This is a genomic window from Rugamonas violacea (assembly GCF_016461825.1).
Classification (GTDB): Bacteria; Pseudomonadota; Gammaproteobacteria; order Burkholderiales; family Burkholderiaceae_D; genus Rugamonas.
Map to the genome: position 1 here is coordinate 257,469 of NZ_JAEMNU010000083.1, position 18,120 is coordinate 275,588.

General features: G+C 68.8%; 15 protein-coding genes. 2 read left to right on the forward strand and 13 right to left on the reverse strand.

From position 1 onward, the window contains the following. Positions 1–146: 146 nt before the first annotated feature. Positions 147–1,553 carry a FliI/YscN family ATPase gene (locus H7U20_RS17200; protein ID WP_370593167.1) on the reverse strand — a complete coding sequence of 469 codons (1,407 nt, stop codon included), beginning with the start codon at positions 1,551–1,553 and terminating at the stop codon, positions 147–149. Beyond that, entirely contained in the window at positions 1,550–2,743 is a 1,194-nt protein-coding gene (locus H7U20_RS17205) for an FHA domain-containing protein (RefSeq protein ID WP_199760353.1), read from the reverse strand. The genes H7U20_RS17200 and H7U20_RS17205 overlap by 4 nt, the downstream gene beginning before the upstream one ends. A 202-nt stretch (positions 2,744–2,945) precedes the next feature. On the opposite strand from H7U20_RS17205, the gene H7U20_RS17210 reads away from it, so the two are divergent. Then, entirely contained in the window at positions 2,946–5,420 is a 2,475-nt protein-coding gene (locus H7U20_RS17210; RefSeq protein WP_199760354.1) for a hypothetical protein, read from the forward strand. A gap of 55 nt (positions 5,421–5,475) precedes the next feature. Here the strand turns inward: H7U20_RS17210 and H7U20_RS17215 are convergent, their stop codons facing one another. From H7U20_RS17215 to H7U20_RS17240, 6 genes are read right to left on the reverse strand one after another with little or no spacing between them, the layout of a single operon-like run. Then, positions 5,476–6,129 carry a papain-like cysteine protease family protein gene (locus tag H7U20_RS17215; protein WP_199760355.1) on the reverse strand — a complete coding sequence of 218 codons (654 nt, stop codon included), beginning with the start codon at positions 6,127–6,129 and terminating at the stop codon, positions 5,476–5,478. Between the two features lie 22 nt (positions 6,130–6,151). After that, positions 6,152–8,245, reverse strand: coding sequence for a type III secretion system export apparatus subunit SctV (gene sctV, locus H7U20_RS17220; protein ID WP_199760356.1), 2,094 nt, complete (start codon positions 8,243–8,245; stop codon positions 6,152–6,154). Further along, positions 8,239–8,556: a hypothetical protein gene (locus tag H7U20_RS17225; protein ID WP_199760357.1), complete on the reverse strand. Its 318-nt coding sequence runs from the start codon at positions 8,554–8,556 to the stop codon at positions 8,239–8,241. Before H7U20_RS17225 ends, sctV begins: the two co-directional genes overlap by 7 nt. Beyond that, a complete protein-coding gene (locus H7U20_RS17230) occupies positions 8,553–8,999 on the reverse strand; it encodes a hypothetical protein (protein ID WP_370593168.1) in 447 nt (148 codons plus the stop codon). The genes H7U20_RS17225 and H7U20_RS17230 overlap by 4 nt, the downstream gene beginning before the upstream one ends. Further along, positions 8,996–9,337: a hypothetical protein gene (locus H7U20_RS17235; protein ID WP_199760358.1), complete on the reverse strand. Its 342-nt coding sequence runs from the start codon at positions 9,335–9,337 to the stop codon at positions 8,996–8,998. The genes H7U20_RS17230 and H7U20_RS17235 overlap by 4 nt, the downstream gene beginning before the upstream one ends. A 52-nt stretch (positions 9,338–9,389) precedes the next feature. Continuing rightward, positions 9,390–10,691, reverse strand: a complete 1,302-nt coding sequence (locus H7U20_RS17240) for a hypothetical protein (protein WP_199760359.1) — start codon at positions 10,689–10,691, stop codon at positions 9,390–9,392. 160 nt (positions 10,692–10,851) lie between these two features. Here H7U20_RS17240 and H7U20_RS17245 point away from each other — a divergent pair, with 160 nt between their 5' ends. Next, positions 10,852–13,113: a hypothetical protein gene (locus H7U20_RS17245; protein ID WP_199760360.1), complete on the forward strand. Its 2,262-nt coding sequence runs from the start codon at positions 10,852–10,854 to the stop codon at positions 13,111–13,113. A gap of 181 nt (positions 13,114–13,294) precedes the next feature. On the opposite strand, the gene H7U20_RS17250 is transcribed toward H7U20_RS17245, so the two are convergent. From H7U20_RS17250 to H7U20_RS17270, 5 genes are read right to left on the reverse strand one after another with little or no spacing between them, the layout of a single operon-like run. Beyond that, positions 13,295–13,441, reverse strand: coding sequence for a hypothetical protein (locus H7U20_RS17250; protein WP_199760361.1), 147 nt, complete (start codon positions 13,439–13,441; stop codon positions 13,295–13,297). A 57-nt stretch (positions 13,442–13,498) separates the two neighbouring features. After that, positions 13,499–15,061: a class I SAM-dependent methyltransferase gene (locus H7U20_RS17255; protein WP_199760362.1), complete on the reverse strand. Its 1,563-nt coding sequence runs from the start codon at positions 15,059–15,061 to the stop codon at positions 13,499–13,501. 23 nt (positions 15,062–15,084) lie between these two features. Beyond that, positions 15,085–17,403, reverse strand: a complete 2,319-nt coding sequence (gene sctC, locus H7U20_RS17260) for a type III secretion system outer membrane ring subunit SctC (RefSeq protein ID WP_199760363.1) — start codon at positions 17,401–17,403, stop codon at positions 15,085–15,087. Beyond that, on the reverse strand, positions 17,400–17,813 hold the full coding sequence (locus tag H7U20_RS17265) for a hypothetical protein (protein ID WP_199760364.1): 414 nt from the start codon (positions 17,811–17,813) through the stop codon (positions 17,400–17,402). Before H7U20_RS17265 ends, sctC begins: the two co-directional genes overlap by 4 nt. A 3-nt stretch (positions 17,814–17,816) precedes the next feature. Then, positions 17,817–18,041 carry a hypothetical protein gene (locus tag H7U20_RS17270; protein WP_199760365.1) on the reverse strand — a complete coding sequence of 75 codons (225 nt, stop codon included), beginning with the start codon at positions 18,039–18,041 and terminating at the stop codon, positions 17,817–17,819. Between the last annotated feature and the right edge of the window lie 79 nt (positions 18,042–18,120).

Here is an 18,120-nt window from a genome sequence, read left to right on the forward strand (position 1 = left end):
CCGCGCCTCCTGGCGCTCGCGCTCGAAACGATCGAGCCGCTGCTTGCGCACGTGCAGCAGCTTGTCCAGGCTGCGGTCGGGCGCGACCGGCTCGACCACGTCGACCACCTCGCGCTGGCGCCGCTTGCCCGAGCGACCCAGGCCGCTCATGCCGCCAGCGCCTCCAGCTTGGCCAGCGCCTCGCGGTAGTCGGCGCTACTGCTGGTGTCCTGGCGCAGGAAGGCCAGCTGCTCGGGACGCAACTGCACGGCGCGGTCGGCCAACGGATCGGTGCCGGCCTTGTATTCGCCCAGCCGGATCAACAGCTCCATCTCTTGGTAACGCGCCATCAGCTCGCGGAAGCGCGAGGCGGCCTTGCGGTGTTCGCGCGTGGTCACGTTGCCCATCACCCGGCTGATGCTGGCCAGGACGTCGATGGCCGGATAGTGGCCCTGCTCGGCCAATTTTCGCGTCAGCAGGATGTGCCCGTCGAGCAGCGACTTGGCCTCGTCGCCGATCGGGTCGGAGGCGTTGTCGCCGTCCACCAGCACCGTGTACATGGCCGTGATCGAGCCCTCCGGCGTGCTGCCGGCGCGCTCGATCAGGCGCGGCAGATTGGTGTAGACCGAGGGTGTGAAGCCGCCACGGGCCGGCGGCTCGCCCGCCGCCAGGCCGATCTCGCGCTGCGCCCGCGCGAAGCGGGTCAGCGAATCAATCAGCAGCAGCACCTTCTTGCCGCGCGCGCGAAAGGCCTCGGCGATGGCGGTGGCGGTGAAGGCGGCGCGCGAGCGCTCCATCGAGGTGCGGTCCGAGGTGGCGCAGACGATGATGGTCTTGCGCACCAGCGCCTCGTCCAGTTCGTGTTCGAGGAACTCGTTGAGCTCGCGGCCGCGCTCGCCGATCAAGCCGAAGATGATGACGTCGGCCTCGCAGCCGCGCGCGATGGCCGCCATCAAGGTGGTCTTGCCGCAGCCCGGCCCGGCGAACACGCCGATGCGCTGGCCCACGCCCATGGTCAGCATGCCGTCGATGGCGCGCACGCCGGTGGCCAGCGCCACGCTGATGCGCGGCCGGTCGGTGGCCACCGGCGCGTCGCGGATCACCGGCACCGTGGCGCGCCAGGTGGCCACGTTGCCGGCCGCCGCCGGGGCGCGGAACAGCACGCGGCCGAAGCCGTCGAGCACCGCGCCGTACAGGTGGTCGCCCGCCTCCACCGAGTGCGAGCGGCGCAGCGGCTCGACCACGGTGCGGTTGGAGACCCCCTCAAGCGGGCTGAGGGCCGACAGGATGGCCGCCTTGTCGGTGAAGCCGACCACCTCGGCCAGCATCGGCTGGCCGGGCCGCGCCGGGTCGTGCAAGTGGCACAGCTCGCCGATGCGCACCGGCGGCATGTGCGCCTCGATCAAGGTGCCCAGCACCTGCGACACCTTGCCGTGGCTGCTGAAGCCCGGCTGCGTCGGCAACTGCGCCAGCCAGCCCGGCAGCTTGCCGCGCAGCTGCGCCAGGCGCTGCGCCAGCGCGTCGTCGAAGGTCGCGTCGGCCGCGTCGGCCGCGTCGGCCACGGCGGCGCTCACCACTTCACCTCGATCTTGCGCTTGCCGGCGAAGCTCAGCTGGTTGGCCTGGATCGCCACCAGCCGCACGCCGCGGTACTCGTCGCCCACATAGACCCGCTCGCCGTCCTGCGTGATGACGCTGGCGTTGGCGCCGGACACCACCTGTTTGATCTTGAACGGCAACATCGACTCGCCGCTGCCGATCTTGGCGCTGATGTGGAAGCCGATGTGGTGCTGCTTGACGAAAGCCGTCAGGATGCGGGCGAAGCGGTCGGCCTCGTCGTCGTCCAGCGCGGCCTGCATCAGCCACTGCTGCTCCTGCAGGTCGAGGTCGAAGCGCTTCAGCAGATCGGCGTCGGAGAGGCGCTTGCGGAAGGCGGCGCGCAACTCGTCGGCGGTCAACGGCCGGCTTGGCGCCGCGTCGGCGTGCAGCGCGTCGAAGGCCGCCGCCACCGTCTTGTCGGCCGGCTTGCCGGACGATGCCGACGGCCCGTCCAGCCGCGCCTGCGCCACCGCCTTCTTGGACGCCAGCGTGCCCTCGGGCTTGCTGGTGATGGCGTAGGCCGCCGCGCAACTCAGCATGGTCACCAGCAGCGGCAACAGCACGCGGCGGCGCACCAGCAGGCCGCCCAGGCCACGCAAGCCGCCCCTGCGGCGCCGCGCCGGCCCGGCGGCGGCGGCTCCTCCGGACGCGCCGGGCGCCGCGTCCGCGGTCCCATCCAACGGCGCCCCTTCCGGCCCCCCTTCCGGCGCGCCGTCCCGCCGCGCCGCATCGGCGGCACCGGCGCCGCCGCCGGCAACCGGGCCGCCGGGCATGCCGCCGCGTTCCTCCGCCAGCGCCGCCGACACGTCCGCCGCCTCGGCAAGGGCGTCGAACAGCGGCTCCTCCGGCAACGTCGCCGGCGCCTCGATCCAGGCGGCGTCCTGCGCCATCACCGCCAGCCAGATCGGACCGAGCCGCGCGCAGTCGCCCGGCGCCAGGTCGATCGCGCTTTGCGCACGCCCGCTGTCGGCGGCGTGCAGCACGCCGTCCAGCGCCGCCAGCAGCCAGCCGTCGCCATTCGGCGACAAGCTGGCGTGCCGCTCCGCCACGCCCGGATCGACCAGCACCACGCCGGCGTCGTCGCTGGCGCCGATCAACAAGACCTGTTCGTCGAGCGGCAGCGCCGCGCCCCGATGCAAACCGTTCAATACCCGCAACTCAAACATGATCAACCTCCGGCCAGAATGCACACGCATGTCGGTGAGTCGCCGCCGCCGGCGCCCGGTTCCCTGGCCGCGCAAAAACAGCCGCCGAACACGGCGATCGAACGCCGGCGCGAACCGCGGCACAGGCCCCGCCACTCATTGACGAGCGCGCTGCGCGGATCGCCAGCGGTGCTCCCCTTCCACCCACCAGGAGATAAGCAGCATGCCCATTTCAGCATCCAATCCCATCCCCCTCGTTGCGCATCCCACCAACAGTCCCGTCGCCACGTCCACGCCCGTGTCGCCGGCCACGCCAACGTTGCCGGCCGCGAGCACGACGCCGCCTCGCCCAACCGGCAACACCGCCGCAAGGGTGCAGAAGATGCAGCAACACCAGCCCGCGGCGCCCGGCGCCAACGCCGCCTCGCGCCCTTTGTCCAAAGCGCCGCCGAATGTGAAACGCATGCCGACCGAATGCATGATGCAATGGATGGCCACTCTCGACAGCGACATCAGCGCCGCCACCGCCACCGCGCCGCAGCAACCAGAGCTGCACGCCTTGCTCGTCGACGCCAAACAAAAGTGGCTCAAGCATGAAATGAGCTTTGCCGACAGCCGCGACTATTTTGACCAGGTCGCCACCCGTTGCCAGAACGCCGGCCTGCCTAAACTGGAGGAATTGGCCCGCCATCTTGGCGCCGAGCTGCCCGACGCCACGCACGACGATTTCAATCGCAACCGCGACGAGCTGACCTACAAGACGCGCCTGCACGACAACGTCTACGGCCGAGCCTACGATACCGCCTTCGCCGCCGCGCTGGTCGCCAAGCCGCCGCAACGCATGTTGGGCAGCATGACGTCCTTGGGTAGGGCGATTGCCGACCAATGTCTGTGGAAGGGCGCCGATGCCGCGACGCGACAACAGAAAGATCAGCTTATCAACCAGCACGTCGACGCCGTGCACGACGCCATGCGGCACGAGCCGCGCGGCTGGGAAGGCGCCTCGCCCTTGCTCCAGGCGTTTTTGAACGCGCCCGACACGGCGAGCCGACGCGCAGCGCTCGATGCCTTCCTGTGCGCGCCAAAAACCAATGGTGTCGATTGTCTGGCCATTCCTTACGTCGCCGTCAAACTGGTGCTCTACAACCCCGACGTGCCGCCCGCCTGGCGCCAGAAAGCCGACTTCAACTACGGCACCGTCATCGGCCAACAAGTCAACCGGCAGGACAAGCAAGGCGACTTTCTCGGCGCGTTCGGGGCGCAGCAATGGCGGGATAAAACCACGGCGGGCGCACTGTTGATGCCGGCGATCGAGCCATTTCTGCAGATTCCCGGGCAGGACGCCGTCGCCGCACACGCCCAGTGGAGCAATGGCCAGACCGATCCGAGGGGCGAGGAACACAACTTGCGAGGCTACGTCGGTTGGCAACTGGCGACACTCCAGAGGTCGCTGGCGACAGACATGCAGGCGCCATTGGAGGCCTTGCTGAGCACTCAACTGGACGCTGGCGGCAGACCATTGCTGCAAGCGGAACTGGATCGGCGTTTCAAGGGACAAGCGCCCGGGCAGGCCCAGACCAAGGATGAAATAAAAACGCAATATGTCGCGCAGATGGCGGCGCGACTGGCGTCGGAAACGCTACAGCAACTGAGCCATCAAGTGCCCGCGCATTTGGCCTTATCGGCGCAGCAGCTGATCTTCAACGCCAGCCCCGATCCCACCGCACCTCAAATCCCGCCCGACCTCGCGACGCATGTCCGTCAGTATTGCATGGGTATGATGGAAATCAGCGCCAACCACCAATTGGATTTCCAGGATGCGCAGGCCAGCGCAAAAAGTACGGTGGAAAAGAGCCAGCGGGTAGGCACCATGATGCGTCATCAGAAGTCGGCCGTAACGGCGAATCATTTGCAGCCCGCCGTCCCGCCGGGTTTGCGCAACCGGCCCAATTTCGACCATCTGGCGCCGCGGAACTACCAGTATGGCAATCCGCCGCCGACGCCGGCGCCGGACAATCGCCCATCGAGGGCGGTACAGCAGGCGCTCAGCCACGGCCTGCCCTGGGTCGGCGGCGTCTCCGGCACCACCAATCTGATGCTGCACTATAGTAAGGATTTGGTAGACAATCCGCCGGTCCCGGGCCAGCCGCCGAATGTGAACCAGAACGACGTCTTGTTGGCGACCATGATGTTCGTCAATTACGACGGCGGCCACTCATTACACTCGTCCATGTGGGTCGGCAACCAGCTCGACCCGGCGCCACTGCCGGCGCTGCCGCCGCCGGCCCCACCGATGCAGGGACCGGGCCTGGGGCTGAACCTTAACCTGAATCCGCCCGCCGCCCAGGCGCTGGCGACGGCGATCAGGGCGGCCCCCAGCCGTGACCACGCCCTGGCGCTCGCCGCCGACTCGGCCCAGGAATTCGTCTCCGACTACCTCCGCTTGATGGATAATCAAGAGGACACGGCGGTCGCGGACGCGGCCGAACAAGCCTTCACGCAGACCATGCAGCACTTCCGCGAAAACAGCCGATATTCCGACGCGCGCCTGCAAGCCCTTCCGCTCGAAGAACCGGCCATCGTCGCCGCCGCCGCCAAGTTGGCGCCCGGCGCGGCGCAGGCGGCGGTGGATGCGGCGGCCGCCGCGCTGGCGGCCGCCAACACGGCGCCGGCCACCGGCTCGACGACGATCATCTAAGCGAAACGGCCCGGCGCGCAGTCGCGCCGGGCCGTTCCGTACCGCCGACGGATAACTAGCCGGCCGCCGACTGGTTGCGCATGAGCGAATCGATGCGCGCCCTGGTCGACGCGGGCCTGGCCGCCGGCTCCGCTGCCGCCTTGGGCAGTTCGAAGGCCAGCATGCAAGTGGGGTCGGTCCAGTCGAGCTTGCCCTCGAACTCCGTCAACGGCATGGTGGTCGGCCCCTTGCCCCAGGGGTCGTGCAGCAGCACCTCTTTCTCGTTGACGCCGACCAGCAGCACACTGTGGTAGGTCAAGCCGCCGGTGTTCGAAATCGAGCACTGCACCGGGCCATGCTCGGCCAGTGCCCGCCGCAGTTTGTCCGGCTGCCAGTGACGGCTGAAGGGCAGCATCAGCGGCGCCCGCTCCAGGCCGGCGGCCGCCATGTGCGCCAGGACCTGGTCGGAATCGAGTCCCTCCAGCACGCCACGCGAATTGCTCGACAAGTCATCCGGAGGCTTGCCGTGAAACTGCTTGAGCATGTTCATGCAGGCGTCGGCGCACTGATTGATGTGGGGCTGGTGGAGAAAGGGGACGTTCTCGTGCATGAAGGCGCTGCCCTGCGCCTGCCCGCCGTGGCGGAACTCGGCCAGCTTGTCGCCCAACTCGGGCGGCGTGGCACCATAACCGACCAAGGTGGCGGCGCTGCTCAGTACGGCGTTCAACATTTTTTTCTCCTATGGATAATTGTCACAACTCGATCATGCCGACCGGCTGCACGCGGGCGTGCTGGGTCAGCTCGGAGAAGGCGAACACCGGCACCGAAAAGAACTCCTCCTCGATCAGCTTGCGCACCGAACGGCGGATGTCGGCCGCCGTCACCAGCACCGGCGGCGCGGCCGGCGTGCCGCCGGTGCCGGACAGCGCGCCGAGGCGGTCGAGGATGGTCTGCTCGACCTCCGGGTCGAGCTCCAAGTAGGTGCCCTGGCTGGTCTGGCGCATGGCGTTGCGCAGCTGGTCCTCCAGCTCCGGCGACAGCAGCACCACCTCGATCAAGCCGTCGCGCGCCACCTCGTAGCACAACTGGCGCTTCAACGCCAGGCGCACGTAGTCGGCCACCACGTCCGGGTCGCGCTCCTTCTGCGACCACTCCAGCGTGGTCTCCAGCAGCAGGCGGGCGTTGCGCAGCGAGACGCCCTCGCGCACCAGACGCTGCACCACCTCGGTCAGCCGCGGCAAGGTGACCGACTTGGTGATCTCCTTGCCCAGTTCGGGGAAGCGGCGGTCGGCCCAGCGCGAGAAGCGTTGCACCTCGTGCACGCCGACGAACATCTGGCAGTTGCGCAGCATCTCCACCTCGATGTCGCAGGCCAGCACCGCCTCCCACTTCAGGTAACGCACGCCGGCCGCCTTGAGCTGTTCCTCGTCGTCCAGGCGCACCCAGACGCGGCGCCGGCGTGTGCCGCTGATGGCGTCCTCGACGACGGTGAAACCCAGCTCGCGCATGCGCTCGGCCGTCTCCGAGGTGGCCGCCCAGCCGCTGCGGATCTCGACATCGACCAGCGGCACCTCGGCCATCATGAAGTGCACCCGCCCGCTCGGGATCGAGGCGTGGAACTGGAACTCGATGGGCTGCACGTCGGGGATGCCGCGGTGTTCGAGCATGCCGTTGCGCATGATGCGCACGGCGCTGTTGATCGCCTCGGCCGGCGCGCCGCCGGCCAGGTCCTCGGGCATGCGCACCAGGAAGGCCTTGGTGGCGGCGAAGGTGGTCAGGTCGACGATCTTGGCGTTGCGCTTGTCCAGATCGTCGCTCAGGCGCTTGACCTCGGCGTCGGCCAGCGGCTTGAGCAGGCCGAGCGCGCCGCCCACTCCCAACGCCAGCGCCAGCGTGCCGAACACCAGCAGCGGCATGCCGGGGATGGCGCCGAACAGCAGCATGATGAAGGCCGCCGTCAGCAGCGCCTTGGGCTCGGCGAACAACTCGGCGACGATGGTCTGGCCGATGTTGGGCGCCGGCTCGCCCTCCTCCTGGTCGTCGCCGGCGATGCGGGTGGTGATCATGCCGGCCGCCAGCGAGATCAGCAGCGCCGGAATCTGCGCGATCAGGGCGTCGCCGATGGTCAGGATCGAATACAGCTTCATCGCGTCGGCCGCCGTCATGCCGCGCTGGATCACGCCGATCGAAATGCCGCCGATCAGGTTGACGGCGACGATGCACAAGCCGGCGATGGCGTCGCCCTTGACGAACTTCATGGCGCCGTCCATGGCGCCGTGCAGCTGGCTTTCCTTGCCCAGCTCGGAGCGCTTCTTCTTGGCCTCCTCGCCGCTCAGCAGGCCGGCGCGCAGGTCGCTGTCGATCGACATCTGCTTGCCCGGCATGGCGTCGAGCGAGAAGCGGGCGGCCACCTCGGAGACCCGCTCCGAGCCCTTGGTGATGACGATGAACTGCACCACCGTCAGGATCAGGAACACCACCAGGCCGACCACCAGGTTGCCGCCGACGACGAAGTTGCCGAAGGTCTCGACGATGTGGCCGGCGAAGCCCTCCAGCAGGATCAAGCGGGTGGTGGCGACCTCGATGGCGAGGCGGAACAGCGTGGTCAGCAGCAGCACGGCGGGGAAGGTGGTGAAGGCGGTCGGCCCCGGCATGTACATCGACACCACCACCATCAGGCCGGCGGCGCACAGGTTGAAGGCGATCAGGATGTCGAGCAGCCAGACCGGCATCGGCAGCACCAGCATCAGCACGATGGCGATGACGACGCCGGCGGCGAACAGCTCGGCGCGGCGGGCGACACTGGCCGCCCAGCGGTTCAAGGTGATGACGATCGGCATCAACATGCGCGGCTCCCCTCGACGGCCGCGGCGCGGCGCAGCACCAGCGCGGCCCATTCGCCGCGACCGCCCGCGCGCAGGGCGTCCAGCACGGCCAGGGTGGCCGCGTCGAGCGGTTCGAGCAGCTCGGCGGCGGCGTAGGCGGCCATCCAGACCAGGCGCCGCTCGTCGGGCCACAGGCGCAGGCAGCCGCAGGCCAGCTCATGCGCCGACTCGAACTGGCCGGCGCCCAGGTGCCCCCACACCAAACCGATCGCCAGGCTCAACTCGGGCGCCATCTCGTCGCGCCGGGCGCGCGGCTGGCTGCGGTTCCTCATGTCGTCTTCTCCCCGTCGGCGCCCGGCGCCGGCTCGGCCTCGCTGCTGCGCATCTGCTGCCAACGCAGGCGCAGCTGCACCGCCTGCTCCAGCACCATCATGGCCGCCATGCAGTCGCCGCGGTCGTCCTCGGCCAAGCCGAGGGAATGCTCGACCAGCATCTTCTGCAACGCGCGCATGCGCGGCACCGGGTCGCCGCACCAGGCCGGACTGGCCACCGTCAGCAACGGGCCGAGCAGGCGCGTCAGCGCCGCCAGCGGACCGGGCGTGGCGCTGGCCGGCGGCGCCAGCGAAACGGCCGCCTGCTCCGGCAGCAGCTCGGCGCCGGCCACCTGGCGTTGCGGCAGTTGCCCGGCGACGCTGTGGATCTCGCCGGCGTCCGGCCCGGCGACGGCCGGCAGGCGGCGCCCGCCGGCGCCCGAGTGGATGCCCGGCGCGCTCACTGCAGCAACTCCTCGGCCGCCGCCAGCTCGTCGTGCGACAGCAGCGGCGTGGCGCCGTCCAGGCTGGCGTTGGGCAGGCGCCGCAGCAGATACCAGCTGCCGTCGGCAAACAGCGCCGGCAGCCAGGCGCCCAGCCGCGCCATGTCCTGGGCGCGGCGGCGCAGCACCTGTTCGGCGCGCACCTGGCCGGCGCCGTCGCGCTCGTAGCCCAGGCCGACCAGGGCGCCGCCCTCCTCCAGCGGATACACCAGCAGTTCCATGCCGTTGTCCAGTTGTTGGCTGGCCACGCCGCCCTCGCGCCGCGCCGTGCCGGCCAGGTGCATCAATAATTCTTCCATCGTCCCCCCTTTAGTGTGTCCGCTCGTGTCGCTGTTGTGCGCCGCTGTCCGCCTAGGCGGCGGGCGCGGCCTGGGCCGGCGCTGCCGCGCCGTCGCGCTGCTTGTCGAAATCGGCGCGCCAGGCCCGCTCGCGCCGCTCGACGCTGGTCTCCATCAACGGCATGCCCTTGTGGGTGCTGGTCACCTGCTTGCTCAACTCGTCGAGCAACTCGATGCGCTGCGTCATCTTGTCGAGCGGCCACAGCGTGGTCGACAGGTTGCGCACCGCGTGCAGCACCTGGGTGTAGACCCGGTCCTTGGTGCCGCTGTCGGCGTTGCGCGTGTCGTGGATCTGCGCGACGATGCTGTTGGCCTTCGGCTTGCCCGCCTCGACCAGGGTCAGCAGCGACAGCGACATCGCCGCCGGGCTGGCCTTGGGCAGCACGCCGGCCTTGGCCACCAGGTCGCGCCGCAGCTCGGTGGCGATCTTGAAGGCCGACTTGACCGAGTTGAAGGCGCTGGCGTCGGACATGCACAGCCACAGGCGCGGCGTCATGCCCTTGGTCTGTTCGGCGCGCAGCTCGGCCGACATGCGCGTGTGCAGGCCGGACAGGCCGCTGCTGAAATTGCCGGCGCCGAAGCGCTGGAACAACGCCTTCGACATCGACAGCGGCGTCAGCGGCGAATCGAAGATGCCCTTGCCCTTGGCGCCGTACATGAAGCGCAGCTCGCGCAGCGAGGCCGGCTTGGCGTCGCTGCCGCCGGCCATCTTCTGCATGGCCGCCTCCAGCTCCTGGGTGTCCTTCAGGCCTTGGCGGATCTCGTCGCGGTGCTGCTCCATCAACTCGCCCATCATGCCGTTCAGCTCCGACTTGAGCTTTTGCTTCTCGGCCGCCGGCGCGTCCTGCTCGTCGACCTCGCACAGGGCGTTGTGCAGCAGGGCGTAGTGCTGCAGACAATCGTACTTGCCCGCCAACTCCTCGCTCAGCGCGCCGCGCCCGCCGTCGCGCAGCGCGGTCAGCGTCTCCAGCGCCGCCGTGCGCACCGGCTCGTCGTCCTCGTCCTGGTTCAGGTTGATGCGGGTGAGCTGCTTGCGCTGCGTGTTGCGCGACCGCTGCTGCACCGTGGTCAGGCGCTGCTTCAGGTCGCGCTTCTTGACGTGCGGCTGGCTCACCCCGGCCAGGTCGTCGAACACCGCCGTGCCGGTGACCTTGGTCTGCTCGGCGCCGTCGCCGCGCGGGCGCGCCGGGCCCGACGCCACGGCGCCGGCCTGCGGCGCCTGCGGCGGCGCGTTGGGATTGGCCGGCGCGGCCGGCTTGGCGTCGTGCGGCACAAACGCCGGTGTCAGATTGGGGGTGTAGGCGATATCTCTCATGTCCGTGAGTGGCGCCGCCGGCGCCGCCGGTTCCCTGCCGCCGCCGGCCGCGCACAGCCCGCGCCCAGCCCGCGCGGCGCAACACGGAACTTTGCCCAATTTTTCAGCACTCAATTGAGCGCCCGCGTGCGGGCCGCGTATTGTCCAACCAGGAGAAACCATGAACCATGAAGTGAGCACCTACAGCTATCGACACACCGTCGTGACCATCGAGCGCGAGCCCGAGGCCCATTGCCACGACAAGCGCCACCACCATTGCGACGACGATGACGAGGGGCCGCGCCGGCCCGGTTCGCGCCACGAGCGCGGTTCCTCGGCGATCGACAACCTACCGATACCGAACTGGCTCAAGCGCCTGCTCAAGGAATCGCTGCGCGAGGACAACCGCGGCGACGGCGACGGCGGCGGCCGCAAGGAGCGCCTGCCGTCGGCCTCCAGCGCCGGCGCCACCATCAAGAACTTCCAGAACTCGGCGCTGGGCGGCGAAATGCTCAGCGCGAAACAGATGGACCAGATGGCGCGCACCGGCTACCTGACCAAGAAGGACGGCAGCACCGTCGCCGTGCCGGACGAGGTGCAGAGCGCCGCCAAGCGCTACATGGCCAACGGCGGCGCGCTGTTCAAGAAGATCGAATCGGCCGTCACCGGCGGCCACGACGGCCTGCTCTCGACCGACGACTACCGCAAGGCGCTCAAGGACGGCACGCTGGCGCGCAACGACCACTCGACCGAGGTGGTCAGCTCGCGCCACGAGTACCCGCTGCCGTCGCCGGACAAGGCGGCGAAAACCATCTGCGACTTCCAGAAGGACAAGCTGGGCGGCGCCAACCTGAGCGCCGAGCAGATGGACCAGATGGCCCGCACCGGCTACCTGACCAAGAAGGACGGCAGCACCGTCGCCGTGCCGCCCGAGGTGCAGGACGCCGCCAAGCGCTTCATGGCCAAGGACGCCAAGCTGTTCAAATCAGTCGAGGCGGCCACCACCGGCAAGCAGGACGGCATCCTCGCGCCCGGCGACTACTACCAGGCCTACAAGGACGGCAAGCTGTCGCGCCACGCCGGCCGGGACGACTGCCGGGTCAGCCGCGGCGCGCAGCTGCTGCCTTCCTCGTCCAGCGCGGCGCACACCATCCGCGACTTCCAGCGCGACAAGCTGGGCGGCGAGATGCTCGACTCGAAGCAGATGGACCAGATGGCCCGCACCGGCTACCTGACCAAGAAGGACGGCAGCACCATCGCCGTGCCGGCCGCCGTGCAGGACGCCGCCAAGCGCTTCATGGCGCACGACGGCGCGCTGTTCAAAAAGGTCGAGTCGGCCACCACCGGCGGCCATGACGGCCTGCTCGCCACCGGCGACTACCAGAGCGCGCTCGACAAGGGCATGCTGTCGTCGCGCCGCCACGAGCGCGACGTGGTGCAGCGCCACGGCGAGTACGAGATGCCGTCGGCCTCCAGCGCCGGCCGGACCATCCGCGACTTCCAGCGCGACAAGCTGGGCGGCGAAATGCTCAGCTCGGCACAGATGGACCAGATGGCGCGCACCGGCTACCTGACCAAAAAGGACGGCAGCACCGTCGCCGTGCCGGCCGAGGTGCAGTCGGCGGCGCAGCGCTTCATGGCCAAGGGAGGCGAGCTGTTCAAGAAGATCGAGTCGGCCACCACCGGCAGCCACGACGGCTTGCTGGCGACCGGCGACTACACCGAGGCGGTCAAGGACGGCACGCTGTCGGCCGACGGCGGCGGCGACAGCGAGACCTTCTGCCGCAGCAACCGCTACCGGCTGCCGACGGCCTCCAGCGCGGCCCACACCGTGCGCGACTTCCAGCGCGACAAACTGGGCGGCGAAATGCTCAGCTCGGAGCAGATGGACCAGATGGCGCGCACCGGCTACCTGACCAAGAAGGACGGCAGCACCATCGCCGTGCCGGCCGAGATGCAGGCGGCGGCCCAGCGTTTCATGGCGCACGACGGCGCCCTGTTCAAGCAGGTCGAATCGGCCGTCACCGGCAAGCATGACGGCCTGCTGGCCACCGGCGACTACACCCAGGCGCTCAAGGACGGCACGCTGTCGGACGAGACCGGCCGCACCGAGCCCTTCACCCGCGAGTGCGAACACGACCTGCCGAGCGGCTCCAGCGCGGCCCACACCATGCGCGACTTCCAGAAGGACAAGCTGGGCGGCGCGATGCTCAGCGAGACGCAGATGGACCAGATGGCCCGCACCGGCTACCTGACCAAGGCCGACGGCAGCACCGTCGCCGTGCCGCCCGAGGTGCAGGAGGCGGCGCGCCGCTACATGGCCAACGGCGCCGAGTTGTTCAAGACGGTGGAGGCGGCGGTCACCGGCGGCCACGACGGCCTGCTGTCGACCGACGACTACACCCAGGCGATCAAGGACGGCATGCTGTACGAGTTCGCCTAAGCGGCCGGTCCGCCTCGGCGGACCATCCGGCCCGGCTGGCGCCCGGCCGGATTTTTTTCGTCCACAAACAACGCAAAGGGAAAGGATAAAAAAAAACCGGCGGAACCTTGCGGTCCTGCCGGCATATCGGGGCCATCAGCTTGCGCCAGGCCCGATAGTGGAACGCCCCCTGGGGCTTAGCTTAGGCCAGATCGCCGGGTTCCTGCTTCTTTTCCTTTTCGGCGGGGCTGCCGCCGCCCAACATGCCCATCAGGCCCGAGGCGATATCCAAAACTTGCGAAATTCCAGGAATTCCCATAATGTTCTCCAGTAGGTAAAGGTGATGCATTCAAGCTCGATAGTGAGCATCTATAAGTGGTCGCCAGCGGCCACTTTGTTCCATCAATCAAAGCATTTTCAGCTGGCGCCAGAGCGGCAGGCGGTGCTGCAAAATCGCCCGCACGGTCTGCTCCAGATCGGCCAGTTCGGCCGCCGCCGGCGCGTCGGCCGCGCCCAGCCGCAAGCCCTGCAATGCCATCTGCGCGCCGACCGTGGCGGCGACGGCCGCGGGATCGACATCGGCCTGCTCCATCGCGCCCTCCCGCTCCGCCAACGCCAGGTACACCAGGCGCTGCACCAGGCCGGCGACGACGCCGTTGCCCAGCAGGGGCGAGGCCAGCGCCTGGTAGTGGTCGTCGAAGCGCGACTGGCGCGCCACCGCCAGGTTCATCCGCCGCGCCGCCTGCGCGCAGGCCGGCGCCGCGTCGACGCAATAGACGGCGGCCTGGCCGGCAGCCACCAGCAACGCCGCCATCTCGGCCAACGGGTACAGGGCCGGCTGGGGCGCCGCCGCCAAGGCAGGCAGGGCGGCCAGCTGCGCGAAGCTGGCCGGACCGGCGCGCAGGGCCGCCAACACCGGCGTGAGCAGCTCGGGCGGCAGTTGCACCTTGCCCAGCACCCAGTCGAGTTCCGCTTCCGCCCGGACCTCGGGGACGATCAGCGCCAGGCCCATGCGGCGCAGACAGTCGAGCCGCCTGGCCGGCGTCAAGCGTCGCGCGCCGCGCACGTAGACGTCGTTGCGGAACGGCGTGTTGAGCAGATAGTCCTGCACGGTTTGGCGCATGATCTCGTCGGGCATGCCGTCGAGCAGGGTTTGCTGCTCGGCCGACAGGTAGAGGTGGGGAAAGGCCATGGGCAGCTCCGTCGAGCCGACATAGTCGAGCTTGGCGGCCGCCAGGTCGCGCGCGACGTCGGCGTGATACAGAGGTTGCCAGCCACGGTTCATATACTCGTGCGCCAGGTAGTTGGCGTTGTCGTTCTTCAAGGAATCCAGGCGATGTTGCAGGCGCGGTTGTTGCGCGCCGAAATAGCCGGCCTTGGTGGCGCGCAGCGTGTCGATGAAGCGGCGCGCGCCCTCCAGCTGCGCGCCGCTCCGCCCCGGATGACGGTCGGCGTGCTCCAACATCAGGCGCTGTAGCGGCAGCGTGGCGTTCCAACCCGGCAGGGCGTTGTAACTGACATAGACGATGCCGCCGGGCTTCAGATAGCGCTTGATGAAATTGACGATGTGGCCACGGTTGTCCGCCGTGACCCAGGTGTAGACGCCGTGCAGGGTGATGAAGTCGAACTGCGGCAGGCCGGCCACCCTGCCCTCGGCCAGGTCGGCGAAGCTGTCCTCCAGCAGGGTCAGGTTGTCCAGCTGGGCCGAGCGGGCCAGTTGCCGCGCGCCCGCCACATGGGACGGCAGAAAGTCGGCGGCGTAAAAATCGCCCTGCGGGTTGCTCGCCGCCAGCAAATTGGCGGTCAGGCCACGGCCCGATCCCAACTCGCAATAACTGAACGGGGCGTCGAGCGCGACCGGCTCGTAACCGTTCAGCACGCAGGCGAAATTCAGGTAGGCGGGACTTTGCTCCTCGAAGAAGCCGCTTGGATAGTCGATATCGGCGACATAGCCCTCATTCCATTGCATGCAGTACCTCCTGGTTGAATTGATTAGAACAAAATATTCGGCGGCCATACAGGCTTGGGTTTGCTGCACTTCGCCTTCGGCACGCGCGACGCGGCGCCACCTTTGAGCAGCAGCGGCGTGCTGCCCGCCGCCAGCTTGGCGATCTGCGCCGCCGTCGTCGCGGAGATGGACACGACATCCGGCGAGCCGGCCGAGGCGGCCTGCTCCCGTGCCGGTTTTTCCTGCGCCGCCTTCTCTTGTGTCAGTTTTTCCTGAGCCAATTTTTCTTGAGCGGCCACTTGCGCCGCCTTTTCTTGCGCCGCCTTCTCTTGCGCCGCCTTCTCTTGCGCCAGCTTTTCCTGCGCCACTTTCTCCTGCGCCGCCTTCTCTTGCGCCGCCTTCTCTTGCGCCAGCTTTTCCTGCGCCACTTTCTCCTGCGCCGCCTTCTCTTGCGCCGCCTTCTCTTGCGCCAGCTTTTCCTGCGCCACTTTCTCCTGCGCCGCCTTCTCTTGCGCCGCTTGCTCTAGCGCCGCCGCTTTCGCCAGCTTGTCCTGAGTAACCTTGTCCTGAGCGACTTTCTCCTTTCCGGCCTTGTCCTGGACTAGGCCATCCGCGCCACGCTGGTCCTCCAGCGCCACCCGGCGCGCCAGCTTGGCCGCGCGCGAGCGCGCCAACGCGGTCGCCGCGCCGGTCGTGCCGGACAGGCGCGGCGTGATCAGGAACAACCGTTCACGGCTGCTGTGCGCCGTCTTCTCGCTGCGGAACAGGCCGCCGAACAGGGGAATGTCGCCCAGCAACGGCGTCTTCTGCAGGCTGCTCGACACCGACTCGGCGTGGTAACCGCCTATCATCAGCGTGTGTTGCAGGTCGATGATGGCCTGGGTGCTGATGGTCGAGCGCGTGACGTTGCTCTTCAGCGCGACGTCGCCCAGCGTGCCGTCCTCGATGTCGACCTCCAACCGCACCCGGGTGGTGTCGCCCTCGCGCACGATGCGCGGTACCACGCGCAGCATGGTGCCGGCGGTGACGTTGGCCAGGTCGGCCACCCGCTCGCCGACCAGCGGCACGTAGGCGGTCTGGTTCAGGTCGAGCACGGCCGCCACGTTGTCCAGCGTCAGCACGGTGGGCTTGGCCAGCACGCGCGCCTGGCCGTCGCTCTCCAGCGCCTTGAGGCGGGCGTAGAAGCGCGCCGCGTTGCTGATCAACAGGGTGGCGCCGGGGATGGGCAGGTCGATGCCTTTCGAGTCGGCGCCCGTGCTGTTGATGGTGCTGACCACGTTGCCGCTGCGTACGCCCCACTCCGCCCCCAGTTCGGCCAGCTTGTTGCGCTCGATGTCGACGATCAGCGCCTCGATCTCGATCTGCTGCGGTTCGATGTCGAGCTGGGCGATCAAACCCTTGTACATCTCCTGCTTGTTGATGTTGTCGTAGATCATGATCGCGTTCAAGGACGGGTCGGCCTCGATGCGCGCCTTGTCCTCCGCCGGCGCGGCCTTGCCACGGCCGGGCCGCTCGCGCTCCGGTTCGCCCTCGTCGCCGTCGCGCGGGCCGCGCGGGTTGTCGCGCTGGGTCCGCTCGGCGCTCGCCAGCAGGCTGTTGCCCACCTCGCGGGCGACACCGCGGCCGCCCTTCTCCTGGCGCGAACGCTTGCCGCTGGCCACGTCGTAGCGGCCGCCGCGCGTGTCGGCCAGCTTCTCGCCCGAGCCGGCGCCGTACAGCAGGTTGTTCAGGATGGTCTTGACACCGGGGATGGTCTCGGCCTGGCCCCGGCTGGTGATGACGCGGTCGGTGGCGCTGGCGTACTTCAGGCGGAACACCATGATCTGCTTGCCCTTCAGATGCGCCTTGCCCTCCTCCGGCAACAGCACCTCGCGCACCAGGTTGACGTAGGCGCGCGGGCCGCTGACGATCACCGTGCCCTCGTCGGGCAGCTCGCCCCAGCCGAAGCGGCTGTCGAACAGGCCCAGGCCGATCAAGGCCTCCTTGGCGTCCTGCACCGCGTCCTCGCCGATCTCCAGCCGCTTCGAGGAATTCTCGTCGCGCGGCACCACGTACAGGGTGTCGTTGTAGACGAACCAGCGGAAGCGGTACTGCTGCATCATGTGGTCGAGGAAGTCGGCGCCGCTGTCGGCCTTCAGCTTGCCCTTGACGATGGCGGCGCCGTTGGCGCTGACCGCCAGCCGCACGCCGTAGACGCGGCCGAACTCCTCCAGCACCTCGTGCAGCTTCATGCCGTTGGCGTTGATGGCAAAGCCGCTGTCCTTCCAGCCGGCCGGCGTGGCGGCCCGGCCCGGGCCGCCACACAGCAGCAAGGCCGCCGCCAGTGCCGCGCCCAGCCGGCGGCGGAGGCTGGCATGGCTCATGGTCGTGCTCCGCTGAACAGGGTGCGCAGGCGTTGTTCGTTGCGTTGCGCCGCGCCCGCCACCGCCACCGCCTGGCGCGGGCCGAGCGCCGCGCGCCACATGCTCAATTGGTTCAGCAGTTGTTCCAGCGGCTCGGCCACATCGAGCCAGCCGCCGACCTGGGGCAGCCATTGCGTCAATACCAGGTCGCGGCCGTCGGCGCTGCGGCCCAGGCCGGCGTCGAACTGCAAGGCGCTCTGGAACCCCAGGCGCAGCGCGTCCTGCAACTGGGCCGGCGCGTAGGCCTGGGTCAGGATGGCGCCCAGCTCGGCGCCATCCTGCTGCGGCACCAGGTAGATGAACTCGCCGTCGATCTCGACCGGCTCGTCGAGCGGCTGCGTCTGCAACCATTGCGCGATGTCGTCGTCCATGGCTTACTTGGTCTCTTGCAGCACGGTGCGGATCGGCTTTTCCAGCAGTTTGAGCTGGGCCGACATGGCGTCGTGGGTGACGGAACGTTGCTGCAGCAGCGCGGTGAACTCGGCCGGATCGGGCTGTTCGCCCGCAGTCTGGCGGCGGCCGAAGTCGGCCATCTGCTGACCGGTTTGCTCGGAGCGGTTGTTCAAGTGGCGTAGCGACTGGATCATGGCGTTGGACATGCGGTGTTCTCCCGGTGGATAGACGGACTGTCCAGATGAGTGGCGCGCGCGGCCGTCCGGTTCGCCCCGCTTCGCATTG

Bases quoted from the DNA above. Each gene is read 5' to 3' on its own strand.
- H7U20_RS17205 (WP_199760353.1), bottom strand. From the start codon at position 2,743: ATGTTTGAGTTGCGGGTATTGAACGGTTTGCATCGGGGCGCGGCGCTG.
- H7U20_RS17210 (WP_199760354.1), top strand. From the start codon at position 2,946: ATGCCCATTTCAGCATCCAATCCCATCCCCCTCGTTGCGCATCCCACC.
- H7U20_RS17215 (WP_199760355.1), bottom strand. From the start codon at position 6,129: ATGTTGAACGCCGTACTGAGCAGCGCCGCCACCTTGGTCGGTTATGGT.
- sctV (WP_199760356.1), bottom strand. From the start codon at position 8,245: ATGTTGATGCCGATCGTCATCACCTTGAACCGCTGGGCGGCCAGTGTC.
- H7U20_RS17225 (WP_199760357.1), bottom strand. From the start codon at position 8,556: ATGAGGAACCGCAGCCAGCCGCGCGCCCGGCGCGACGAGATGGCGCCC.
- H7U20_RS17235 (WP_199760358.1), bottom strand. From the start codon at position 9,337: ATGGAAGAATTATTGATGCACCTGGCCGGCACGGCGCGGCGCGAGGGC.
- H7U20_RS17240 (WP_199760359.1), bottom strand. From the start codon at position 10,691: ATGAGAGATATCGCCTACACCCCCAATCTGACACCGGCGTTTGTGCCG.
- H7U20_RS17245 (WP_199760360.1), top strand. From the start codon at position 10,852: ATGAACCATGAAGTGAGCACCTACAGCTATCGACACACCGTCGTGACC.
- H7U20_RS17250 (WP_199760361.1), bottom strand. From the start codon at position 13,441: ATGCATCACCTTTACCTACTGGAGAACATTATGGGAATTCCTGGAATT.
- H7U20_RS17255 (WP_199760362.1), bottom strand. From the start codon at position 15,061: ATGCAATGGAATGAGGGCTATGTCGCCGATATCGACTATCCAAGCGGC.
- sctC (WP_199760363.1), bottom strand. From the start codon at position 17,403: ATGAGCCATGCCAGCCTCCGCCGCCGGCTGGGCGCGGCACTGGCGGCG.
- H7U20_RS17265 (WP_199760364.1), bottom strand. From the start codon at position 17,813: ATGGACGACGACATCGCGCAATGGTTGCAGACGCAGCCGCTCGACGAG.
- H7U20_RS17270 (WP_199760365.1), bottom strand. From the start codon at position 18,041: ATGTCCAACGCCATGATCCAGTCGCTACGCCACTTGAACAACCGCTCC.